Source organism: Rhodoferax sp. LB1P47, from assembly GCF_056521445.1.
The window spans coordinates 81096-103312 of sequence record NZ_JBWMAU010000011.1; the positions used below are offsets into that span (position 1 = coordinate 81096).

At 64.0% G+C, this 22217-nt stretch carries 14 protein-coding genes and 1 pseudogene; 6 read left to right on the forward strand and 9 right to left on the reverse strand.

The window, feature by feature from the left end; translation table 11 throughout:
- Positions 1-21 precede the first annotated feature (21 nt).
- Both AC0969_RS13445 and AC0969_RS13450 read right to left on the reverse strand, forming a co-directional pair.
- Positions 22-2799: a nitrate reductase gene (locus tag AC0969_RS13445; RefSeq protein WP_479624657.1), complete on the reverse strand. Its 2778-nt coding sequence runs from the start codon at positions 2797-2799 to the stop codon at positions 22-24.
- 125 nt (positions 2800-2924) lie between these two features.
- Positions 2925-4154 (reverse strand): annotated as a pseudogene (locus AC0969_RS13450) (NAD(P)/FAD-dependent oxidoreductase); the annotation flags it as partial.
- A 320-nt stretch (positions 4155-4474) separates the two neighbouring features.
- Here AC0969_RS13450 and AC0969_RS13455 point away from each other — a divergent pair.
- The 6 genes from AC0969_RS13455 to AC0969_RS13480 all read left to right on the forward strand — a co-directional run bounded on the left by AC0969_RS13455 (position 4475) and on the right by AC0969_RS13480 (position 12983).
- Positions 4475-5728, forward strand: a complete 1254-nt coding sequence (locus AC0969_RS13455) for a type IV pili methyl-accepting chemotaxis transducer N-terminal domain-containing protein (RefSeq protein WP_479624658.1) — start codon at positions 4475-4477, stop codon at positions 5726-5728.
- A gap of 319 nt (positions 5729-6047) precedes the next feature.
- On the forward strand, positions 6048-7799 hold the full coding sequence (locus AC0969_RS13460; protein ID WP_479624659.1) for a bifunctional protein-serine/threonine kinase/phosphatase: 1752 nt from the start codon (positions 6048-6050) through the stop codon (positions 7797-7799).
- Positions 7800-7899: 100 nt separating this feature from the next.
- Positions 7900-8289, forward strand: coding sequence for a VOC family protein (locus AC0969_RS13465; protein WP_479624660.1), 390 nt, complete (start codon positions 7900-7902; stop codon positions 8287-8289).
- A gap of 98 nt (positions 8290-8387) precedes the next feature.
- Positions 8388-8867, forward strand: a complete 480-nt coding sequence (locus AC0969_RS13470) for a GyrI-like domain-containing protein (protein WP_479624661.1) — start codon at positions 8388-8390, stop codon at positions 8865-8867.
- Between the two features lie 71 nt (positions 8868-8938).
- Positions 8939-9625: a helix-turn-helix transcriptional regulator gene (locus AC0969_RS13475; protein ID WP_479624662.1), complete on the forward strand. Its 687-nt coding sequence runs from the start codon at positions 8939-8941 to the stop codon at positions 9623-9625.
- Positions 9626-9785: 160 nt separating this feature from the next.
- Positions 9786-12983 (forward strand): EAL domain-containing protein, encoded by a 3198-nt coding sequence (locus AC0969_RS13480; protein ID WP_479624663.1) that lies wholly within the window; start codon positions 9786-9788, stop codon positions 12981-12983.
- A gap of 195 nt (positions 12984-13178) precedes the next feature.
- On the opposite strand, the gene AC0969_RS13485 is transcribed toward AC0969_RS13480, so the two are convergent.
- From AC0969_RS13485 to AC0969_RS13515, 7 genes are all read right to left on the reverse strand, one after another.
- Positions 13179-13637: a chemotaxis protein CheX gene (locus AC0969_RS13485; protein ID WP_479624664.1), complete on the reverse strand. Its 459-nt coding sequence runs from the start codon at positions 13635-13637 to the stop codon at positions 13179-13181.
- 2 nt (positions 13638-13639) lie between these two features.
- Positions 13640-14011: a response regulator transcription factor gene (locus AC0969_RS13490; RefSeq protein WP_479624665.1), complete on the reverse strand. Its 372-nt coding sequence runs from the start codon at positions 14009-14011 to the stop codon at positions 13640-13642.
- Positions 14008-16140, reverse strand: a complete 2133-nt coding sequence (locus tag AC0969_RS13495; protein WP_479624666.1) for an ATP-binding protein — start codon at positions 16138-16140, stop codon at positions 14008-14010. Before AC0969_RS13495 ends, AC0969_RS13490 begins: the two co-directional genes overlap by 4 nt.
- A 178-nt stretch (positions 16141-16318) precedes the next feature.
- Positions 16319-17155: an ABC transporter ATP-binding protein gene (locus AC0969_RS13500; protein WP_479624667.1), complete on the reverse strand. Its 837-nt coding sequence runs from the start codon at positions 17153-17155 to the stop codon at positions 16319-16321.
- Positions 17156-17288: 133 nt separating this feature from the next.
- On the reverse strand, positions 17289-18233 hold the full coding sequence (gene ntrB, locus AC0969_RS13505; RefSeq protein WP_479624668.1) for a nitrate ABC transporter permease: 945 nt from the start codon (positions 18231-18233) through the stop codon (positions 17289-17291).
- A 57-nt stretch (positions 18234-18290) separates the two neighbouring features.
- Positions 18291-19535 (reverse strand): CmpA/NrtA family ABC transporter substrate-binding protein, encoded by a 1245-nt coding sequence (locus AC0969_RS13510; RefSeq protein WP_479624669.1) that lies wholly within the window; start codon positions 19533-19535, stop codon positions 18291-18293.
- A 311-nt stretch (positions 19536-19846) separates the two neighbouring features.
- Positions 19847-22024, reverse strand: coding sequence for a putative bifunctional diguanylate cyclase/phosphodiesterase (locus tag AC0969_RS13515; protein WP_479624670.1), 2178 nt, complete (start codon positions 22022-22024; stop codon positions 19847-19849).
- Positions 22025-22217: the final 193 nt, after the last annotated feature.

The window sequence follows — 22217 nt, forward strand, 5'->3', positions numbered from 1 at the left end:
GTCTTAGAAATAACCCGGGATTCAGGCCGCCACTTTGGCGGGCATGCTGATGCGGACCATTTTGCGCACTTCGGGCAGGCAAGAGCCGCAGTTGGTGCCGCATTTCAAGGCCGTTTGCAGCTGACCCAGGCGCTCGTCTTCAAAGCCCCGGCAGTGCGCCAGTTCGGTGCGGATGGCCTCGTCGCTAACGTTGAAGCAGGTGCAGATCTGTTTGCCGCGTGCCTTGACCGCCACCGGGGCCTTGGCACCGGGGGCCAGCAGCAGGCGGCCATAGGCTTGTGCCGGTAGCTGGTCTTGCAGCAGGGTTTTGATCCAGACCTCGGCACTGGTGTCGCCCGCCAGCACGAAACCGGTGAGTTCCGCGTTGTCGGCCGTGCGCTCTAACTTCACGGCGCGGCGTTGGCCCTTCTTTTTGTCGGCGTAACGCAGCACATCCACCCCGCCCAGGCCCAGCAGGGCTTCGATCTGGGCAATAACTTCGTCGGGCGCAGCATCATGGCTGGCGGCGCGGAACAGCAGGCCGGTGCGCTCGCGGCCAAATGGCACCACGCTGGCAAACGGGAACTGGGCCATCAGCACTTTGAGCTTTTCGCGGGCGACCAGCGCCTCGGCCTCGGGCAGCCAGGCCACGCCCAGCAGCGACCAGGGCATGTCGGCCTTCAAAATTTTGACGGCGGTGTGCTTGAGCTCGGGCTGCTTGGAGGTGGGGCAGAACACCGAATTGGTCAGCGCGTTGACACCCATCAGGCGCTGGCCGCTGGAGCTGACACCGCTTAAAAATTCTTCACCCCAATGCATGGCAATGAAGGCCTGCTCCAGGCCGACATCCGCGCTGGCCACCAGCGGCACCACGATGGAGCCGCGCTTGCTGGTCACAAATACCAGGTCGCCTTCTTTGAGATCGCGGCGGGCCATGTCTTGCGGGTGCATCTGGATGCTGGGTTCGGCCACATGGCCAAACAAGCGGCCCAGCGTGCCGGTGCGGCTCATGCCGTGCCACTGGTCGCGCAGGCGTCCGGTGGTGAGCGAGAACGGGTAGCGCGGCTCGCGCGGCTCTGCCACCGGCTGGTAGACGGTGTTGGCGAACTTGGCTCTGCCGTCGGCGGTGGGGAAGATGCCGTTTTCGTACAGGCGCGCCTGGCCCACCGTTTCGCCGGTGCGCAGCGGCCATTGCTGTGGCGCGGCATCCAGCATGGCGTAGCTCAGGCCGGTGATGTCGAGGTCGCGGCCCCGGGTGGATTCGCGGTGTTCGTTCCAGATGGATTCGGGTGTGGTGTAGTCGAATAGTTTGGGCGGTAGCGCCAGTTCGGCCTCCAGCAGCTGGGCAAATTCCACCGCAATCGACCAGTCGTGCCGGGTCTCGCCGGGCGCTGCCACGGCCGGGCGCACGCGGCTGATGCGGCGCTCGGAATTGGTCACGGTGCCGACTTTTTCGCCCCAGGTGGTGGCGGGCAGCAGCAGGTCGGCGTATTCGCAGGTGGTGGTGGTGGCAAAGGCTTCTTGCACGATGACCAGCTCGGCACGCTCCAGGGCGCGGCGCACGGTGGCTTGGTCGGGCATGCTCTGGGCGGGGTTGGTGCAGGCAATCCACAGCACCTTAATTTCGCCGTCGGCCGCAGCCTGGAACATCTCGATGGCGGTTTTGCCGGGCTTGGCGGGCACCTCATTCACACCCCACAGCGCAGCGACTTCGGCGCGGTGCTCGGGGTTGGCCAGGTCACGGTGGCCGCTGAGCAAATTTGCCATACCACCCACTTCACGCCCGCCCATCGCATTGGGCTGGCCGGTGAGTGAAAACGGGCCCGCACCGGGCTTGCCGATCTGCGCACTGGCCAGGTGCAGGTTGATCAAGGCCGCATTTTTGGCCGTGCCGCTGCTGGACTGGTTCAGGCCCATGCAGTACAGGCTGAGGCTGGCTTTGCTGGTGGCAAACCACTGGGTGGCTTGGTACAGCGCTTCCATGCTGATGCCGCAAACCTGTGCCACCACTTCGGGCGTGCAGTCGCGCACCGTGGCTTCGATGGCCGCGAAGTTGTTGGTGTGGGCGGCGATGTAGGCGGCGTTTGTCCAGCCCTCGCGCAGCATCAGGTGCAGCATGCCGTTGAACAGCATCACGTCGGTGCCGGGCTGGAGGGGCAGGTGCAGGTCGGCGATTTCAGCCGTGTCGGTGCGGCGCGGGTCGGCCAGGATGATCTTCATCGCCGGATTCGCGCGTTTAGCGTCTTCGATGCGGCGGAACAGGATGGGGTGGGCCCAGGCGGTGTTCGAGCCGACGATAAAGATGCAGTCGGTGTGGTTCACGTCGTCGTAGCAGGCGGGGGGCGCGTCTGCGCCCAGCGTGGTTTTGTAGCCCGCCACGGCGCTGCTCATGCACAGCCGGGAGTTGGTGTCGACGTTGTTGGTGCCGATCAGGCCTTTGGCCAGTTTGTTGAAGACGTAGTAGTCCTCGGTGAGCAGCTGGCCGGAGATGTAGAAGCCCACTGCGTCCGGGCCATGGTCGCGGATGACCTGGGCGAACTTGCGGCTGGCCATACCCAGGGCGTGGTCCCACGACACGCGCTTGGCGGGCTGGCCGCGTTGCAGGCGCTGCATGGGGTAGAGCAGGCGGGTTTGCAGCGTCACGGCGGCCGTGGCGGTGTGGTGCAGGGTGGAGCCCTTGGTGCACAGGCGGCCAAAGTTGGCCGGGTGGTCCGGGTCGCCCCGCACGCCGGTGATCTGGTTGCCCGTGGCGGTGATGATCACGCCGCAGCCGACGCCGCAGTAGGGGCAGGTGGACTTGGTTTCTGAGGGGAGTGTCATGGCTGTGGGGTGCTATTTAATTTGTAGCTGCTAGCGCAGGTGATATATGCGCTAGAGGCTTATTTTTTATAAATTTACGAGGCGGACTCTTCTGGCTCTACGGGCGGCTCGGAGTCGTCTGCCGGTTCACCAAAGATCAGCCGGTCGCGGATCTCGGCCACGCTCAGGCCTTCGCGCAGCAGCTTGAAGTAGTAGCTGCCGTCCACCGTTTCGCCGTACAGGCAGGCGCCGACGAGCTTGTCGTTCTGGATCACCAGCTTTTTATACACCCCGCCAAACGGGTCGTTGATGGTGATTTCTTCGGTGCCTTCGCCGCCGGTGAAGTTGCCCGCGCTGAACAGGTCGATGCCGGTGACCTTCAGCTTGGTGGAGGTTTGCGAACCCATGTAGCGGCCGATGCCCATCTCGGCCAGGTGGTTGGCTGCTACCTTGCCCTGCTCGAACAGCGGGGCCACCAGCCCGTAGGCAATGCCCCGGTGCGCCGCGCATTCGCCCACCGAGTAGATGCGGCCATCGGTGACGGTTTGCATGGTGTCGGTGACCACAATGCCGCGTTCGATGTGCAGGCGCATGCTGGCGGCCAGTGCGGTGTTGGGGCGCACGCCCACAGCCATTACCACCAGGTCGGCGGCGATTTCGGTGCCGTCCTTGAAGCGCACGGCGGTGACCCGGCCCGGCTTGCCATCTACGTCGGGGCCGCCCACCAGCTCTTGGGTTTGCGCGCCCAGGCGAAAGTGCAGGCCACGCTCTTCCAGGGTTTTTTGCAGCATCTGGCTGGCCACGCTGTCGAGCTGGCGCTCCATCAGCCAGTCGTTGACGTGCACCACGGTGACCGTCATGCCGCGCAGCATCAGGCCGTTGGCCGCCTCCAGGCCCAGCAGGCCACCGCCAATCACCACCGCGTTTTTAAACTTGGTGGCGGCGTCGATCATCTCGTTGGTGTCGGCAATGTCGCGGTAGGCGATCACGCCCGGCAGGTCTTTGCCGGGGATGGGCAGGATGAAGGGGTTGGAGCCGGTGCAGATCAGCAGGCGGTCGTATTCGGCCTCCACCACGCTGCCGTCTGGCGCGGTGGCGCGCACGATGCGTTTCACCCGATCGACGGCGGTGACCTTGGTGCCCGTGTGCAGGGTGATGTGGTGGTCGCTATACCACTCGCGGGAGTTGAGCACGATCTCGCCCAGCGTTTGCTCACCGGCTAATACGGGCGACAACATGATGCGGTTGTAGTTGGGGTGCGGCTCGGCGCCAAACACCGTGATGTCGTACATGCCGGGGGCGATTTTGAGCAGTTCTTCCAGCGTGCGCACGCCCGCCATACCGTTGCCGACCAACACTAGCTTAGATTTTTTCATTGTGGGTAACTCCATTGGGGCGTTGTAGGGGCGCAGATGCCAAGGCGCAAACTGTGTGCCAGAACATTCGGATGCGGTGGTGGATACGAATGCCTGATGCCAAGTGGGCATCGGGCAGAACAGTCTGCTGGGCACACAGCGGTGTGTGCGGGCTCCGCAGCGCAGTGGCGGCGGGTGGGCGCTTCGTTACGCCCGCACAAGCTAATGCAAAACCTGTGCCATATGATGGGCATCCAGCGGCTTCGCTCCGGTCCGTCCGCCCTGTGCTGCGGCCCGAGTGCGGAGTTCGGCCTCGTATCCTCTCTAAGTGGTTGATTTGCATGACATCTGTGGTGTATTACGGTTCTGGGTTCGGTGCGGTGGCCGTGTCGGGCGCGGACCTGCAAGCCGCCAGCCTGGACCTGCTGGGCGAGGTCACAGAACGCCATAAATTGGTGCATGGCGTGGTTCTGCATGCACCAGACGTGTTGATTTGCGCGGTTGCCCGGCCGGACGCGGCCTTGTTCAAGCTCCTCCACACCCTGGCCGACACCGCCCCGTGTGCGGTGCTGCTGCTGACCACCGATACCGATGCCGCGCACATCGACCAGGCTATCGCGGCGGGGGTCCATGCCTATGTGGTCGATGGCTACGCCCCGCACCGCCTGCGGACCCTGGTGCAACTGGCCCTGGCCCGCTTCAAGCACGAGCGGGCTTTGCGTGTGGCCCTGGCCGATGCCGCCATCCGCCTGGAGGAGCGCAAGGTGGTGGACCGCGCCAAGGCCATCCTGATGCGGGCCCGGCATTTGTCGGACGACGACGCCTTTCGCATCCTGCGCACCGCCTCCATGCACACCAACCAGCGCCTGGGCCAGGTGTCAGAGAGCATCGTCCATTCGGCCCTGTATGCCGACGGCGTGAACCGTGCCGGGCAGCTGCGCATGCTGTCGCAGCGGCTGGTCAAGCTGTACCTGCTGCTGCGTGCCAGCGGCGGTGCGCAGCCGTACCGTCACTTGCTGCAAGACTCGGTAAAACGCATCGACACCAACCTGCTGCTGCTGGGTAAAAGCCTGTCCCAGCCCAACTTTGGCGACCTGGTCGAGCGCGTGGCCAGCCCCTGGAGCCGCCTCAAGCGGGCCCTGCAAGCCAAGCCCCTGGCGGACGACATGCAGCCCATCGACGACCTGGCCGAGCAACTGCTGGCCGAGGCCGAGCGCCTGACCACCGCACTGGAGAAAGCCGGTGGCGTGGCCCCGCTGCACATGCTCAACACCGCAGGCCGCCAGCGCATGCTGAGCCAACGTTTTGCCAAATACGCGCTGCTGGGCCCCAGCCACAGCGCGGCGATGGCGGACACCCGGGCCGCCTTTGAGCAGGCCCAAAGCCACCTGCAACAAGTGCCTTTGAGCACCCCGGACATCCGCCGCACCCTGGAGGCCGCCGCCCAGGGCTGGCAGCAACTGCTGGCGGGCACGGCCGAAGTCCAGCGCCCCGCTGGCCAGGAGCGGCTGGCGCAGGCCAGCGAGGATTTGTTGGATGTGTTCGAGCAACTGTCTGTGCATTTTGAAACCAGCATGCAGATGCTCATGGGCTGATTGGCTCACCCCCAGGCTGCAGCGCAAGCGCTGATTCCTAACCCCCTGCGAGGGCTGGCGTATGCACACATCGTGGATGGCTGCCCGCCCCCACCCCAACCCTCCCCCGAAGAGGGAGGGGTAACACCGGGCCCCGCATTACTCCCTCCCCTTCCGGGGGAGGGTTGGGGTGGGGGTCTGCAAGGCCCACCACGGCATCAGTGACTTGTGTGCATACGCTAGCCTTCGGCATTGCCTGCCGGGAGGGGACGTTCTGTTTTTGGGATTGGGGTAAACCTTAATGCACCAAATTGGGCATCAAACTTGCATGCCACGGTGCATGGCATTTCAACTCGACATCGGTTTCACCTCTCTCGCGGGCACCAAGCCCGTTAACGAAGACTTCTGCGCGGCCATGCTGCCCGAGGCGGGCCAGGTGGACATGGGCTGCATCGTGGCCCTGGCCGACGGCGTGAGCACCGGCGGCATGGGCAAAGAAGCCGCCCAAACCACAGTCACCAGTTTGGTGCGCGACTACTACAGCACGCCCGAAACCTGGGACACCACCGTGGCCCTGGACCGCGTCATCGGCGCGCAAAACGCCTGGCTGACCGGCATGAACCGCCGCCGCAAACCGGCGATGGGCCTGACCACCCTCACCGCCGTGGTGCTGCGCGGCCAGTCGTACACCGTGGCCCACGTGGGCGATTCGCGGGTCTATTTGCTGCGCGATGGCCAATGCACCCAGCTCAGCCACGACCACGTGGCCGACCACCCCGACCTGCGCCACCAGCTGCTGCGCTCGGTGGGCGTGGAAGACCGGCTGGTGGTGGACTACTTTCAGGGCGACCTGCTGGTGGGCGACGTGTTTATGCTGGTCACTGACGGTGTACACGGCGTGCTGGACGACCTGCAAATGGCAGCCCTGGCCCGTGCTGACAGTGCCAAAGCCGCTGCTGAAACGATGGTCCAAACCGCCCTCAAAGCCGGTAGCCGCGACAACGCCACCGCGATGGTGGTGCGCGTGCTGGGCCTGCTGGATGCCACCCTGGAGGACGAAAACCGCGCCGCCCGCGAGCTGCCCATCCCCGGCCCGTTCCGCGTCGGCGAGGTGATCGACGGCCTGACGGTGACTGCCCCGGTGGCCGACAACGGCATCAACGTGGTGGTGCAGGTGCGCCATCCCGCCACCCAGGCCCTCTACGCCCTCAAAACCCTGCACCCCAGCCGCGCCCACGACCCACAAGAGCGCGCCATGCTGGCCCACGAAGCCTGGCTGGCCAAGCGCATGTTCTCCAGCCGCGCCGCCGAGCACCTGGTGGTGCTGCGCGACACGCATCCGCGCAACAGCGTGACCGGCGAACCCGCCCGCGCTTTCTATCTGCTGTACGACTGGCATGGCGGCGAAACCTTGCAGCACATGCTGGACCGCAAGCACAAATTCAGCGTCCACCAGGCCGTCAGCACCGCCCGCCAGGTGGCCCAGGCGCTGGGGCGGCTGCACCAGCAAAACGTCATCCACCGCGACATCAAACCCGCCAATCTGCACCAGGGCGAAGACGGCGTGCTGCGCCTGCTTGACCTGGGCGTGGCTCTCAGCGGCCGCGAGCCCGAAGCCATGCGCAAACTGCACGCTGGCACGCCCAGCTACGTCAACCCCGAGCAATGGGGCTTTAACGCCTTTGGCGGTGACGCGGCCGAGGAATTGCCCACCACCCAGAGCGACCTGTTCGCCCTGGGTGTCACCCTGTACCAGCTGCTGACCCACAAGCTGCCCTATGGCGACGTATTGCCCTACCAGGTGGGCCGCTACTACCGCGACCCCATCGCTCCCAGCCGCCACAACCCCGAAATTCCCATTTGGCTAGACCACGTGGTGCAAAAAGCCGTGGCCCGCGACCAACGCCAGCGGTTTGAAACCGGCGAAGAATTCCTGCTGGCCCTGGAGCGCGGCGCGTCCCGCCCGTTAAGCGCCCCGGCCCCGTCGGCCTTGCTGCACCGCGATCCGACATCGGTGTGGAAGCTGGCGCTGGGGGTGTCGCTTCTGTTGAATGTGTTGCTGGTGTTTTTTCTGCTGTTCATGCAGGGATGACGCAAGGGAGATGGGGGCTATGTGCGTCTGCTGACACCCCGTTGTCAGTAGCAGGCGCGCACCATGCAGTTCTCTTTAACTGCACCGAAAGGCCCGCCCCATGTCAACAATCAACGCTATCAGCTGGTTTGAAATTCCGGTCACCGACATCGACCGCGCCCAGCCTTTTTATGAAACCCTGCTGGCCCAAACCCTGCACCGCGAGGCGTTCCCGATGGGCGGCCAGAGCTACACCCTGGCCATCTTCACCGCGCCGGACGAGGGCGTGAAAGGCTGCCTGCAAAGCGGTGCCGACACGCCCCAATCGACCACCGAGGGCACCCTGGTCTACCTGGACTGCTCGCCCAGCATCGATGCCGCGCTGGCCCGTGCCCAGGCGCTGGATGCCAAACTGCTGAAACCCAAAACCGCGCTGCCACCGGGCATGGGTTTCATCGCCCACATCCAAGACCCCGACGGCAACCGCGTGGGCTTGCACGCGCTGGCTTGAAGTTCCGCGATGCAACGCTTCTGTCACGGCAAGACCATGCGGGCGAATGGAGGCTTGCTGCGGTGTAAATTGCCCCCTCTGTTTGAAAAGGCCCCGCCATGACCCCAACCGCACCCCGCCTCGTCCACCGCGACCAGCCTTTGCACCTAGCGGGCATCAGCACCCGCACCACCAACGCGGACGAGTTTTCACCCGCTACGGCCAAAATTGCGCCGCTGTGGGGGCGGTTTTTTTCGGAACGGGTGGCGCAGGCGGTGGCCGACTACACGCCGCAATCGGCCTTGTACGGCGTGTACAGCGGCTATGCAACCGATGCGATGGGGCCGTTCGATGTCAGCGCTGCCGTGCTGGCCACCGAGGTGCCCGAGGGGCTCAAGGCCGTGACCTTGCCCGCCGGGCCTTACCTGATGTTCGAGGCCCAAGGCCCGATGCCCGCCACGGTAATCGCGCTGTGGGCGCAGGTGTGGCAGTACTTTCAACACCAGCCCGCCCACCCGCGCCGCTACGCCAGTGACTTCGAGGAATACACCGGGGAAGGGCGGATTGCCATCTATATCGGCGTACTGGATGCAGCGTGAGTCACTATGTTTTCAATAGCTGCTTGCGCATGTGGAATATGCGCTAGAAGCCTAAAAAGCTTGTAAAAATTATGCGCCGTGCCGACCGTCTTTTTCACCTGGTGCAGCTGGTGCGCGGGCGGCGCTTGTCTACGGCGGCGTTTCTGGCCGAGCGGCTGGAAATCTCCGAGCGCACGGTGTACCGCGACGTGGCCGACCTGCAACGCCAGGGTGTGCCGATCGAGGGCGAGGCGGGCGTGGGCTACCGCTTTGGCGCGGGTTTCGAGCTGCCGCCGCTGATGTTCAGCCAGGACGAGGCCAAGGCTTTGGTGGCGGCGGTGCGGCTGTCGCAGCCCTGGCTGGATGCGCCGCTGGCCTTGGCCGCCGAAGATGCGCTGGGCAAGATGCTGTCCATCCTGCCCGCCGCTGCCCGTGCCGCGGCCGAAAGCCTGGCGCTGTACGCACCGCCTGCCAGCTATAACGGCCTGACGGCCCCGGTGCGCGCCGATTTGCAGTTGTTGCGCGAGGCGATTGGCCTGCGCCGCAAGGTGCAGATGGATTATTGCGATGCCAAAGATGCCGTGAGCCAGCGCACGGTGCAGCCGCTGGGGTGTTTTTACTGGGGGCGTACCTGGACGCTGGTGGCCTGGTGCGAGGCGCGACACGACTTTCGCAGTTTTCGGATCGACCGCATGCAGGCCGTGGCGGTGCTGGACACACCGTTTCGCTCCGAGGCAGGCCGCAGCTTGGCCGATTTTTTGCGTACGCTGGCGTGCTGATGTGTGGCAGGGTTAGACTTTTGGGTGTCGCTGGTGCCATGTAGTTACAGTACCGGCGCAGATACATGCAGTAACAGCCATGGTGAGGGCTTACCAAAGCCCTGATGCTTGTGAGGTCCGGCGTATGAGCCGGGCGCAGCCCGTACCCTGAGGAGACGTTTTGAATGGACTGTTGATGAAGGCATCCTCCGTGCCCCGTGTGTTCCATTGGCTGTCGCTGAAAACCCGGGTGACGTTGAGTACGTTGGCGATTTTTTTGGCGGGCATTTGGTCTTTGTCCTTCTATGCCAGCGCGGTGCTGCGCGATGAGATGACGGTCATTTTGGGCGAGCAGCAGGTGGCGGCGGTCAGCGCTGCCGCTGCGGCGATCGGCAGCGAGCTGGACCAGCGCCTGCGTCCGCTGGGCATTTTGGCAGCGATGCTGACGCATATTCCGGCCACCGAGTGGGGCGCGTTGCAGGGTATTTTGGACACCCGCCCGGTGCTGGCCAGTTTGTTCAACGGGGGCTTTATCGTGTATGGGGCGGATGGCCTGCTGGTACACGCCGATGGACTGCCCGTGGGGCCAACGCTGGGGTTGCCGGTGGCCACAGACGCCATCCAGCGGGCCTTGCAGGGCGGCGTGGCCAGTGTGGGGCAGCCCAGTTTTTATGCGCCTTTGCAGGCAGCGGTGTTTCCGGTGGTGGCCCCGATCGTCGATGCCGATGGGGTGGTGGTGGGCGTTTTGGTGGGCCTGACCAACCTGCATTTGCGTAATTTTTTGGACCGCATTACCGACAACCGCTACGCCAAAACCGGGGGCTATGTGGTCAGCGAGCCGGTCTCGCGCCAGGTGGTAACGGCCAGCGATCGGCAGCGTATTCTGGAGCGGCTACCGGCGGTCGGTGTGGATCCGGTCAGCGACCACATGCTCCAGGGCCAAGAGGGTTTTAGCCTGCTGCGGGACCACCAGGGCATGGAGGTGCTGGTGTCCACCAAAGTGGTTCCCGAGTCGGACTGGACGGTGGCCGCCGTGCTGCCCACCGAGGAGGCGTTTGCTCCCATCCGCACCATGCAGCAGCGCATGCTGCTGGCCACGCTGGGCCTGACCCTGCTGGCCGGGGTGCTCACCTGGTGGATGCTGCGCCGCCAACTGGCCCCGATGCTGGAGGCGGTAAACACGCTGGCCCGCCTGTCCGATCCGGCCCAACGCAACCTGCCTTTGCAGCCGCTGGCCATCCAGCAGCAAGACGAGGTGGGCGAGTTGATTGGCGGGCTGAACCATTTGCTGTTCACACTGGGCCAGCGCGAACAGGCCCTGCGCGATAGCGAGGAGCGGTTTCGCACCCTGGTGGAGTGGTCGCCCGAGGCCGTAATCGTGCATGTGAACGACCGCATCGTCTACGCCAACCCGGCGGCGGTGCGGCTGTTTGGCGCGGCCTCGGCGGACGACTTGACCGGGCGGCTGATGGCGCAGCTGCTGCACCCCGAGTCACTGCCCCTGGCGCACCAGCGGGCCCGCTTTGTGGCCGAAACCGGGGAGTCTGTGGGCGTGGTGGCGCTGCGCTTCTGCAAACTCGACGGCACGCTGATCGACGTGGAAGTGCAGGGTACGCCGATCCGGTTCGATGGCGCCAAGGCCGTACACACCATGCTCAGCGACATCACCGGCCGCAAAAAAGCCGAGGTGGAACTGCGCATCGCCGCCACTGCGTTCGAGTCGCAGCAGGGCATGCTGGTGACCGACGCTAACTGGATCATCCTGCGCGTCAACCAGGCGTTTACCGAGATCACCGGCTTCTCGGCCGAAGAGGCCGTGGGGCAAACCCCCTCCAGCCTGCTGCGCTCGGGGCTCCACGATGCGGCGTTTTTCGAGCAGATGCTGGACAGCCTGGGGCGCAGCGGTTCCTGGCAGGGCGAAATCTGGGACCGGCGCAAAAACGGCGAGCTGTTTCCCGGCTGGTTTGCCCTCACCGCCATCAAGGACGAGCACGGCCAGATCAGCCACTATGTGGACACCTTTACCGACATCACCGCCCGCAAAGCCGCCGAAGACCAGATCCAGAACCTGGCCTTTTTTGACCCGCTGACCGGCCTGCCCAACCGCCGCCTGCTGATGGACCGGCTGACCCTGACTATGGCCAACCACGCCCGCGACCAGCACTTTGGGGCGCTGTTGTTTGTCGATCTGGACAACTTCAAGAACCTCAACGACACCCACGGCCACCACATGGGCGACCTGCTGCTGCAAGAGGTCGCGCGTCGCTTGTCCACTTGTATCCGCAAGGGGGATACGGTGGCCCGATTGGGAGGCGACGAGTTTGTGGTGATGTTGGAAGACCTGGGCCAACTGAGCCTGGTCGCCGTGACCCATGCTGAATCGGTGGGCGACAAAGTCCTCTCGGTGCTCCAGCAGAACTACCTTCTTGCGGGCGTGGTCCACCACAGCACGCCCAGCATCGGTATCACCTTGTTTGGCGAGCGCGAAGAAGGTATCGAAGAACCCCTGAAGCGCGCCGATCTGGCTATGTACCAGGCTAAAGGGGCGGGCCGCAACACCCTGCGGTTCTTTGACCCCGACATGCAGGCCGTGGTGACCGCCCGCGCCGCGCTGGAGGTGGGCCTGCGCGAGGCGCTGGCGGACCACCAGCTACAGCTCTACTACCAACCGCAAGTCGACGGTGAGAACCGCCTGACCGGCGCCGAAGCCCTGGTGCGCTGGCTGCACCCCGCGCGCGGCATGGTGCCGCCGGCCGAGTTCATCCCCCTGGCCGAAGACACCGGGCTGATCCTGCCGCTGGGCCTGTGGGTGCTGGAAACTGCCTGCACCCAGATGGCGCAATGGGCCCACCAGCCCGCACTGGCACACCTCACCGTGGCGGTCAACGTCAGCCCGCGCCAGTTCCAACAAAGTAACTTTGTGGACCAGGTGCTGGCTGTGCTGGAGCGTACCGGTGCCCGCCCAGAGCGCCTCAAGCTGGAGCTGACCGAAAGCATGCTGGTGGCCCACATCGACGGCGTGATTGCCAAGATGACCGCCCTCAAGGCCGTGGGCGTGGGTTTTTCGCTGGACGACTTTGGCACCGGCTACTCGTCGCTGTCACACCTCAAGCGGCTGCCGCTGGACCAGCTCAAGATCGACCAGGGCTTTGTGCGCGACATCCTCACCGACCCTAACGATGCTGCCATCGCCAAAATGGTCATCGCCCTGGGCGGCAGCCTGGGCCTGGCCGTGATCGCCGAAGGCGTGGAAACCGAAGCCCAGCGCCAGTTTTTAGCCCAGCAAGGCTGCCAGGCCTACCAGGGCTATTTGTTCAGCCGCCCGCTGCCGGTGGATGCGTTCGAGGTGTTTGTGGCGACGATGAATGCTACAAAATAAATAGCTACTTGCGCATATTCCATAAGCGCTAGCGGCCTAAAATGCATATGCCGCGTAAGGACTCAGCTCCCAACGTTCAGCCAGAACGGATGTAAGCCAGGGATGGCTGGCCCCGGCTTTGCCGGGCCACTGGCATCGCCCCCTGCAAGGGGGGTGGCGAAAAGCGCTTGCGCTGTAGCCTGGGGGTGTGCCCACTCATCCTTTGCGCTCCATATCCACCAGCACCAGCGCCGGTTGGTGGTTCCAGCGCAGGGTAATGGCGTAGGGGTGGGGGCGCACGGTGGGGGGCAGGGTGGTGCTGCCTTGGTGGGTGCTGGGGACGGAGATTTTCAGGCCGTCGCCCAGCGCTTTGCGGGCGTTGCCGGCCAGGGTGTTGGCGATTTCACCCACTGCATCGCGCAGGTTGGCGTCACTCAGATCGGCGGCGTGCTGTAGCACCAGTAGCTCGCGCAGTAACTGGCCGGGCATGGACACCTGCACCTGGCCGTGGTAGCTGCCCGAGAACTGCACGCAGCCGGTGAACTGGTGGCCTGGCACCGGCTCGGTACCCAAAAAGGCCGAGGTGATGTGGGGCGGCTGGGCGGTGGTGGTGGTGAAGTAGCGGCGTACCGAGTCCACGAAAATCTTGAGTTCGGCATCGGAGAGGGCTGGCATGGTCAGTGGCCCTCCATTACGTCTAGCAGCGCTAAACGCAGTTCATCGTCGGTAAATGGCTTGGCCACAAAGCCGCGCGCGCCGAGCTTGAGGGCGGCGATGGCGGTAGATTTGTCGTTCAGCGCGCTGACCACCAGGATGCTGGTGGTGGGCAGCAGGCGCAGCATTTCGCGGATGCATTCCACGCCGTCCATCTCGGGCATGGTCAGGTCCATCGTCACCACATCGGGCTGGGTGGCTTGGGCGATGCGCAGGGCCTCAACCCCGTTGCGGGCCAGGCCGACGAGCGCAATCTTGCCCAGACCGCCGTCTTGCACCACTTTGCTGATGCGCGTGCGGATCATGTTGGAGTCATCAACAACCAAGAGTCTCATGCTTCAAATCGAACGGTTATTTCGGTAAATTGTCCCGGCGTGGAGGCCAGCGTCAAGCGCCCGCCCAGGCGCTGCACGTTGGCGTGCACCACGTCCAGCCCCACGCCCCGCCCCGCGTGGATATCGGCATGTACGCCAGTGACTTCGGCGGTGGAGAAGCCGGGTTTGAAGATGTGGCCGACGATCTGGCGGTCGTCAAAGCTCTCTAGCTGGCGGGCGGTGTACCAGCCCAGGGCGAGCAGTTTTTGCCGCAGCAGGCTGGCGTTCATGCCCCGGCCGTCGTCTCGCACACGCAAGATCCATTCCGTGCCGTTTTGCTGCAATTGCACCTCCAACTGACCGGTGGCGGCTTTGCCAGAGGCCTGGCGGGTGGCGGGCGCTTCGATGCCGTGCACCACGGCGTTGCGGGTCAGCTGGGTGCTGATTTCGCGCACCAAATCGGCGGCTTCGGCGCCCAGTGCGCTGTGCTGCTCCATCTGCATGACCGTGGCCACGCGCTTGCCGTGGGCGCTGGCGGTGTCTTGGGCCAGCCGGGTCAGCGCGGCGTTCAGCACGGTGCCCGATGGGTGGCTGTCGCGCTGCAAGCCGGCCAGGCTTTTCAGCGCCGCCATCTTGGTCAGCAAGGCCTCTAGCGGCACGGGCAAGGCCAGCAGCGGGTCGCCACTGTCGTCACGGGAGTGGTGGCGGGCTTGTAGCAGGGCGGTCTCGAATGCGTGGGCCTGGTGCACCAGCGAATCCAGCCCCAGCGCGCCCGCGTCGCCCTTTAAGGCGTGGATGCGGCGCACGGCCTGGTCCAGTGCGTGGCCGGATGCGTTGCGGGTGGCCGGTTTGCTGTGCCCGCCGGCGCGCAGCAGGTCGTTGATCTCCAGCAGGGCGGCCTCGGAGCGGGCCACAAACTGGCGCAGCAAGGCCGGGTCGGCTTCGCAGGCGGCCAGCAGCAGGGCGATTTCCTTTTGCGAGCGCAGGCGTTCGGCCTGCAACTGGGTGTGCAGCAGGGTGCGGTCGGAAATGTCTTGCACCGTGACCAGCACATGGGCGATGGCCGTGCCCGACCCCGTGAAGACCCGGTTGAAGTGGAAGGCCAGGGTGCGCGGCACGTCTTGCCCGAGCCGGTTTTTCACCCGCGTGTGCACCTCTTGCAGCGGGTTGATGTCTTGCACCAGCGTTTCCTTGATGTGCGGGGCAAACAGCAGGGCCACGTAGTCTTGGGCCTCGTGCAGGGCCAGCCCGTCCACCATGTGGGCCAGCAGGTCGAAGAAGCCTTCGCCGGGGACCAGCGGTCGACCCAGCAGCAGCTGGGCCGACTGCGATACCTGCGAGCCGAGCTGGAACTCGGGCGTGATCAAAAACAGGCCCTCGCGCACGCTGGCCAAAATCTCATAGTTCTCGCGGGTGATCGCTTCGATGCCCGCGTCCAGGCGGCGCAGGCGGCGTAAAAACTTGAACAGGATGAAGGCAAAGTTCAGTAGCGCCAGCACGATGCCAGCGGTTTGCACCTGGCGCAGGGTGGTGGCGCGCTGGGAGGCGGTGGCCTCCAGCGCGGTGGTCAGTCGGTTCATCTGCTCCAGCAGCGCCAGGTTGTGGGTTTGGGCGTAGGCGCTGGCGGTGCGCAGCGCGGCATCGCTGGCCTGGCCGTTTAGCACCGGCGCCAGGGCCTGCTGGAACGGGTTCCACAGGGTTTGGGCCTGTTGCACCGCCAGCACCGCAGCCGCACCTTCGGCGGCTTGCAAAAACACCGGCTGGCCGTTGCCGCCGGGGACGGTGGCGCCCGATTGAAACCCGTTCAGCGTCGCGTCAAACAGGGCCACGGCGTTGCGCAGTTCGGCCACCTCCTGGGTGGCGGGCAGCCCCTGGCTGCGGGCGTTTTCTACCGCCAGCAAAGCCTTGGCGGTGCGCTGCGACAGCATGCGCTGGCGGCCAGCCAGGTTGATGCCCAGCGCGTCCTCGCTGATTTGGTACGAGGTGTAGAAGTTGACCAGCAGCACGCCCAGGTCGAACAGTAAAAACAGCGCCACCGCCAGCACAATGTCCTGGTATTTTCCTAAAGAAAATAGGCCTCTGGCGCTTAATCCTTCTGCGGGAGTAGCTACTTTTTTGATAGTGCTGGCATCGAGCGAGAGTGCGGACATGGCTAAGGGCGGTAGAAAAATAGGTGGATGAACGCTAATTACTTGACCCGCTGCAACAGCCAGAACGCACGCCTTTCAGGAACAGCGCGGAACTGGCTCCGCCAGGCCGCTGCTGTTGCCCCCTGCAAGGGGGGTGGCGAAAGATGCGAAGCACTGCAGCCTGGGGGTGAGCCAAAAACTATGCCGTGATCTTTTCCACGTGGGCTTGGCGGGTGTAGAGGAAGTCGATCACGGCCTTGCGGTAGTGCTGGTACTGCGCACTCTCAGTCAGTTCCACCCGGTTGCGCGGGCGGGGCAGGTCCACGGCCAGCACTTCGCCAATGGTGGCGGCGGGGCCGTTGGTCAGCATCACGATCTTGTCGCTCAGCAGCACGGCTTCGTCCACGTCGTGGGTCACCATCACCACGGTGCTCTGGGTTTTTTGCACGATGGCCAGCAGCTCGTCTTGCAGTTTGGCGCGGGTCAGTGCGTCCAGTGCGCCGAAGGGTTCGTCCATCAGCAACACCTTGGGCTCCATGCTCAGGGCACGGGCAATGCCGACGCGCTGCTTCATGCCGCCGGAGATTTCGCCGGGGCGCTTCTGGGCGGCGGCGGTCAGGCCCACCAGGGCCAGCACTGCATCGGTGCGGGCCTTGAGCTGGGCTTTGTTCTCTGACGGTGCACCGGTGGATTTGTTGGCCGCGCCAAACACGCGCTCTACCGCCAAGTACACGTTTTCAAAGCAGGTCAGCCAAGGTAGCAGCGAGTGGTTCTGGAACACCACGGCGCGCTCGGGGCCCGGGCCCTTGATCTCGCGGTTGGCGCACAGCAGGGTGCCGTTGGTGGGTTCGGTCAGGCCGGCAATCAGGTTCAGCAGGGTAGATTTGCCGCAGCCCGAGTGGCCGATCAGCGCCACGAATTCGCCTTTGGCAATGGTCAGGTTCACATCGCGCAGAGCCGGGAAGATGCCTTTGGCGGTCTTGAAGGTTTGCTCTACGCCTTGGATTTCGATGTATTTGGTGGTCAGTGAGCTCATGGGGTCGTCCGATCTTTGAAGTTGCGGGGCAGGGGAGTGCCCCCACCCCAACCCTCCCCCGGCGGGGGAGGGAGTAAGGCGGGGCCCTGAATGCCTCCCTCCCCTTCCGGGGGAGGGTTGGGGTGGGGGTGTCTTAAGACTTCACTTCCTCAAACGTAAACGCCGTGGCCAGTTTGATCAGCGCGTATTCCAGCAGCAGACCGACGATGCCGATCACAAAGATGGCGATGATGATGTTTTTGACGTTCAGGTTGTTCCACTCGTCCCACACCCAGAAGCCGATGCCCACGCCGCCGGTCAGCATCTCGGCCGCCACGATCACCAGCCAGGCGGTGCCCACGGCCAGGCGCACGCCGGTCAGCATGTAGGGCAGTACGGCGGGGAACAAAATTTTGGTGACGATCTTCCACTCAGACAGGTTCAGCACCCGGGCCACGTTCATGTAGTCCTGCGGCACGCGCTGCACGCCTACGGCGGTGTTGATGACCATCGGCCAGATCGAGCAGATAAAGATGGTCCAGATAGCCGCCGGGTTGGCCCCCTTGAACACCATCAGGCCAATCGGCAACCAGGCCAGCGGCGACACCGGGCGCAGCAGGCTGATCAGCGGGTTGAACATGCGGCCCATGAACTCAAACCGGCCAATCACAAACCCGGCGGGTATGCCCACCAGCGCCGCCAGCCCAAAGCCCACGGCCACACGCTCCAGCGAGGCCAGCACGTTCCAGCCCACGCCCTGGTCGTTCGGGCCCTTGCGGTAGAACGGGTCGCTGAACAGCACTACGGCCTGCTGGAAGGTCTCGATCGGCGACGGAATGCTGCTGCTGGTGCTGATCGACACAATCGCCCAGATGCCGATCAACAGGCCCAGACCCAGAATAGGCGGCAGCACCTGGCGCCAAAAGCCGCGCCAGTCGTACGGCATTTTGGGAGCCGCAGTTTTTACGTCTTTTGGGCTGCTAGCGCTTGTATCAATTGCGGTGGTAGCTAGCATTTTGGAAGCATTCTGGGGGGCTGTCGTTGACGCGGATGCATCCAACGATGCATCGCGGGGGGAGTGGAATACGGCACTAACCATGGTTTTCTCCTTCGTGGGGGGAAAGGGCTCCCGCCGGGTGGGCGGGAGAAGATGCATTTAGGCGTGAACTTTGAAGCTGTCGGCGTACTTCTTGGGGTCTTTGCCATCCCAGACCACACCGTCCATCAGCTTGCTGGTGCGCATATCGCTCTTGGGCACCGGCGTTTTGCTGGCGGTGGCGGCTTGCTTGTAGATGTCGATGTGGTTGATCTGCTTGGCCACGGTGAGGTAGTCGGGGTGGTCTTTCAGCAGGCCCCAGCGCTTGTGCTGGGTCAGGAACCACATGCCGTCGCTGAGGTACGGGAAGCTGGCCGCGCCTTCGTTGTAGAACTTCATGCTGTTCGGGTCGTCCCAGGTCTTGCCCAAGCCGTTTTGGTAGCGGCCCAGAATGCGCTGGTTGATGGCGTCCACGCTGGTGTTCACATAGCTCTTGTCGGCAATGGTTTCGGCCATCTTGGTCTTGTTGGTCAGGCTGGCATCAATCCAGCGGCCAGCTTCCAGAATCGCGGCGGTCACGGCACGGGCCGTGTTGGGGTACTTTTTGGCAAAGTCGCCAGTGGTGGCCAGCACTTTTTCGGGATGGTCTTTCCAGATGTCCTGGGTGGTCTGGGCGGTGATGCCGATGCCGTCGATGATGGCGCGGTGGCCCCAGGGCTCGCCCACGCAGTAGCCGTCCATGTTGCCCACGCGCATATTGGCCACCATTTGCGGTGGCGGCACGGTAATCACCTTGGCATCCTTGATCGGATCAATACCGTGCGCCGCCATCCAGTAGTACAGCCACATGGCGTGGGTGCCGGTGGGGAAGGTCTGGGCAAAGGTGTATTCGCGCTTCTCGCTGGCCATCAGCTTGGCCAGGCTGGGGCCATCGACCGCGCCCTTGTCGGCCAGCTTTTTGCTCAGGGTGATGGCCTGGCCGTTCTGGTTCAGCGTCATCAATACGGCCATGTCTTTTTTGGGGCCGCTCAGGCCCAGATGTACGCCGTAGACCAGGCCGTACAAGGCGTGCGCAAAGTCCAGCTCGCCGTTGACCAGTTTGTCGCGCACACCGGCCCAGCTGGCTTCCTTGCTGGGGATGATTTTCACGCCGTATTTCTTGTCGAAGCCCAGCACGGAGGCCATCACCACGCTGGCGCAGTCGGTCAGGGGAATGAAGCCAATTTTGACTTCTTCTTTTTCGGGCTTGTCGGAGCCTTGGGCATAGGCCAGGGCGCGCAGGGCGGGGCTGATACCCACGGCACCCACGGCGGCGGTTTGCAGCACCGAGCGGCGGCTGAGTTTGGTTTTCAAGAGGTTAGTCATCAAAAGGCTCCCAAAATTAAGATTTCCAGAACGAAAAAAGGCGTCCTCACCGCGCAGCGCGCTGCGATATGCAGCCTCTAACGGGTGGGGACGCCTTTGTCCGAATACGTGGCATTTCGCACCCGCCGTTGGGTACTAGCTGCCATGGGACCATCAGTGGTCCTGGTTTAGTTATGCAAGCACTGTGCCAGGTTGGTTGCGCTGTAATTTGCTACTGAATTAATAGCTACTTGTGCAGGTGGTGCGTGCGCTAGAGGTCATTTTTACTTATAGCTGGGACGGCTTGCACTGTTTGTGTGCACTGCACCATTTCAGCGGGCGGGGCGGTTGAGTGGTGCTTGGCGGATGAAGCCGCCGTCAAGGGCTAACAGTTGGCACAGGTCTGCATTCGCCATCGGTTTGGCCAGCAGGTAGCCCTGGAATTCGTCGCAGCCCTGGCCCCGCAGCAGGTCGAACTGAGCCTGGTTTTCGACGCCTTCGGCAACCACGGTTTTGCGCAGGTTTTGGCACAGGCCGACCATCGCGCGGGCGATCATGGCCACGTCGGCGTCGAATTCGATGTCGGTGATCAGGGAGCGGTCGATCTTCACGGTGTCCAGCGGCAGGTGGCGCAGGTACGACAGGCTGGAGTAGCCGGTGCCAAAGTCGTCCATCGCGACCCGAAAGCCCTGCGCCTTGAAGGCGTTGAGCACGCTGATGGCGCGGGTGCTGTCGTCCAGAAACACGCCTTCGGTAATCTCCAGCTCCACCCGTTCCGGGGGCAGGCCGCTGGCGCGCACCAATGCGGCCACCCGCAGCACCAGGTCGTCGGCCAGAAACAGTTTGGCCGACAGGTTGACGGCAATCACCAGGCCCGCCCCTTGCGGGCCTTCCCACAGCGCGGCGGCGGCAAAGGCCTGGCGCAGGATGGCGTCGGTCAGCTCGCCAATCAGCCCGGTTTCTTCGGCGATCGGGATGAAACGGTCGGGCCCCACCGTGCCGATGCTGGCACTGTGCCAGCGGGCCAGGGCCTCTACGCCGACGATGCGCCGGTGCGGGTCCACCTTGGGCTGGTAGGCCACGGTAAATTCGTTTTGCTCCAGCCCTACGCGCATGGCGGTGGCCAGGTCGAGCCGTTCGTCGGCCACCTTGTTCAGTTCGGGGGTGAAGAATTGGAAGTTGTTGCGGCCCCGCTCCTTGGCGGCGTACATGGCCACGTCGGCGTGCTTGAGCAGGCTTTGCGCGTCCTCGCCGTCCTGTGGGTACAGGGCGACGCCCATGCTGGCGCCCATCTGGAATTCGCGGCCCAGCAGGCTGACCGGCAGGTTGATTTGCTTGAGCACCCGTTGCAGGTGCGAGATGACGCTGTTGACGCGAAAGTGCTCGTTCAGCAGCAGCACAAACTCGTCGCCGCTGTGGCGCGATACGGTGTCGCTGGCGCGCACGCAATTGCGCATGCGCTGCGCAATCTCCACCAGCAACTGGTCGCCCGCGTCGTGGCCCAGGCTATCGTTGATGAGCTTGAAGTGGTCCAGGTCAATAAACACCACGGCCAGGAAGTGCCCCATGCGCTCGGCGTGGGCGATGGCCGGGCCGATGCGGTCGCGCAGCAGGTTGCGGTTGGCCAGGCCGGTCAGGCCGTCGTAATTGGCCTGGCGTTCCAGCTGTTCGCGTTGGCTGCGGCGCTCGGTAATGTCTTGTACCGTGCCTTCAAAGCAGAGCAGTTCCCCTTGCGCATTGCGCACGCAGTGGGCGTTTTCAGAGATCCAGATCTTGCTGCCGTCGCGCCGGTAGACCTCGGACTCGAAGTTGCGCACCTCGCCGTGCGCGGCCATCAGTTTTTGGAAGCGTTCGCGCCGCAGTGGCTGGACGTACAGGCGGCGGTCGATGTCGGCCAGGTCGGTGATCAGTTCTTCGGCCGTGGTGTAGCCGTAGAGGCGGGCCAGTGCCGGGTTGGCCGACAGGTAGCGGCCTTCTTGCGAGGTCTGGAAGATGCCTTCGCGCGCATGCTCGAAGATTTGCCGGTAGCGGGCTTCGGCATGCGCCAGCGCCTCCAGGGTCACAAAGCCCTCGGTCACGTCTTCGATAAAGCCTTCGAGTACCTGCTGCTCGCCTTCGTCGGTCACCATCACGCCCTGTTCTTTCACCCGGCGTGTGCTGCCGTTGCGGTGGACGATGGTGTAGTGCACGGTAAAGCGCTGTGCGGCGGCGGTAGCAGCCAGGATTTCGTGGCGCACCCGGAGGCGGTCGTCGGGGTGGGTGATGCGCTCCCAGGACACCGTTTGGTTGTCGATCAATTCCAGGGCTTGGTAGCCGCTGAGTTTGTAGCAGCCCTGGCTGACGAAGCGCATGGTCCAGTGCACATCAGGCAGGCAGCGGTAGGCCATGCCCTCCAGGTTGTTGACCAGGGTGTCGAGTACCTTGTGCAGATTCACCGAGCGCGCAATCAACGGGCTCGAATGGTGCGAGCGGACAGCGAAGGGGGCGATGGTTTCCAGGAGGGAGGGCAACAGGGATTGCATATGAACGTGTCAGAAACAGGAAAAGGCATCCTCACCCACCCAGGCGCTTGCCTGAAGGGGGTGGGGACACCTTTGTCCGAAGCAATGGTTTCCACCCGCCGTTGGGTGGCAACCATCATAGAGCCATCATGGCCTCACCATAATTCAGCAAGTCCCATGCCAGTGCATTGGTGGATTTTTT

What these genes read in the sequence shown, in the direction of transcription:
- AC0969_RS13445 (WP_479624657.1), bottom strand. Translation starts at nt 2,799, where the DNA reads ATGACACTCCCCTCAGAAACCAAGTCCACCTGCCCCTACTGCGGCGTC.
- AC0969_RS13455 (WP_479624658.1), top strand. Translation starts at nt 4,475, where the DNA reads ATGACATCTGTGGTGTATTACGGTTCTGGGTTCGGTGCGGTGGCCGTG.
- AC0969_RS13460 (WP_479624659.1), top strand. Translation starts at nt 6,048, where the DNA reads ATGGCATTTCAACTCGACATCGGTTTCACCTCTCTCGCGGGCACCAAG.
- AC0969_RS13465 (WP_479624660.1), top strand. Translation starts at nt 7,900, where the DNA reads ATGTCAACAATCAACGCTATCAGCTGGTTTGAAATTCCGGTCACCGAC.
- AC0969_RS13470 (WP_479624661.1), top strand. Translation starts at nt 8,388, where the DNA reads ATGACCCCAACCGCACCCCGCCTCGTCCACCGCGACCAGCCTTTGCAC.
- AC0969_RS13475 (WP_479624662.1), top strand. Translation starts at nt 8,939, where the DNA reads ATGCGCCGTGCCGACCGTCTTTTTCACCTGGTGCAGCTGGTGCGCGGG.
- AC0969_RS13485 (WP_479624664.1), bottom strand. Translation starts at nt 13,637, where the DNA reads ATGCCAGCCCTCTCCGATGCCGAACTCAAGATTTTCGTGGACTCGGTA.
- AC0969_RS13490 (WP_479624665.1), bottom strand. Translation starts at nt 14,011, where the DNA reads ATGAGACTCTTGGTTGTTGATGACTCCAACATGATCCGCACGCGCATC.
- AC0969_RS13495 (WP_479624666.1), bottom strand. Translation starts at nt 16,140, where the DNA reads ATGTCCGCACTCTCGCTCGATGCCAGCACTATCAAAAAAGTAGCTACT.
- AC0969_RS13500 (WP_479624667.1), bottom strand. Translation starts at nt 17,155, where the DNA reads ATGAGCTCACTGACCACCAAATACATCGAAATCCAAGGCGTAGAGCAA.
- ntrB (WP_479624668.1), bottom strand. Translation starts at nt 18,233, where the DNA reads ATGGTTAGTGCCGTATTCCACTCCCCCCGCGATGCATCGTTGGATGCA.
- AC0969_RS13510 (WP_479624669.1), bottom strand. Translation starts at nt 19,535, where the DNA reads ATGACTAACCTCTTGAAAACCAAACTCAGCCGCCGCTCGGTGCTGCAA.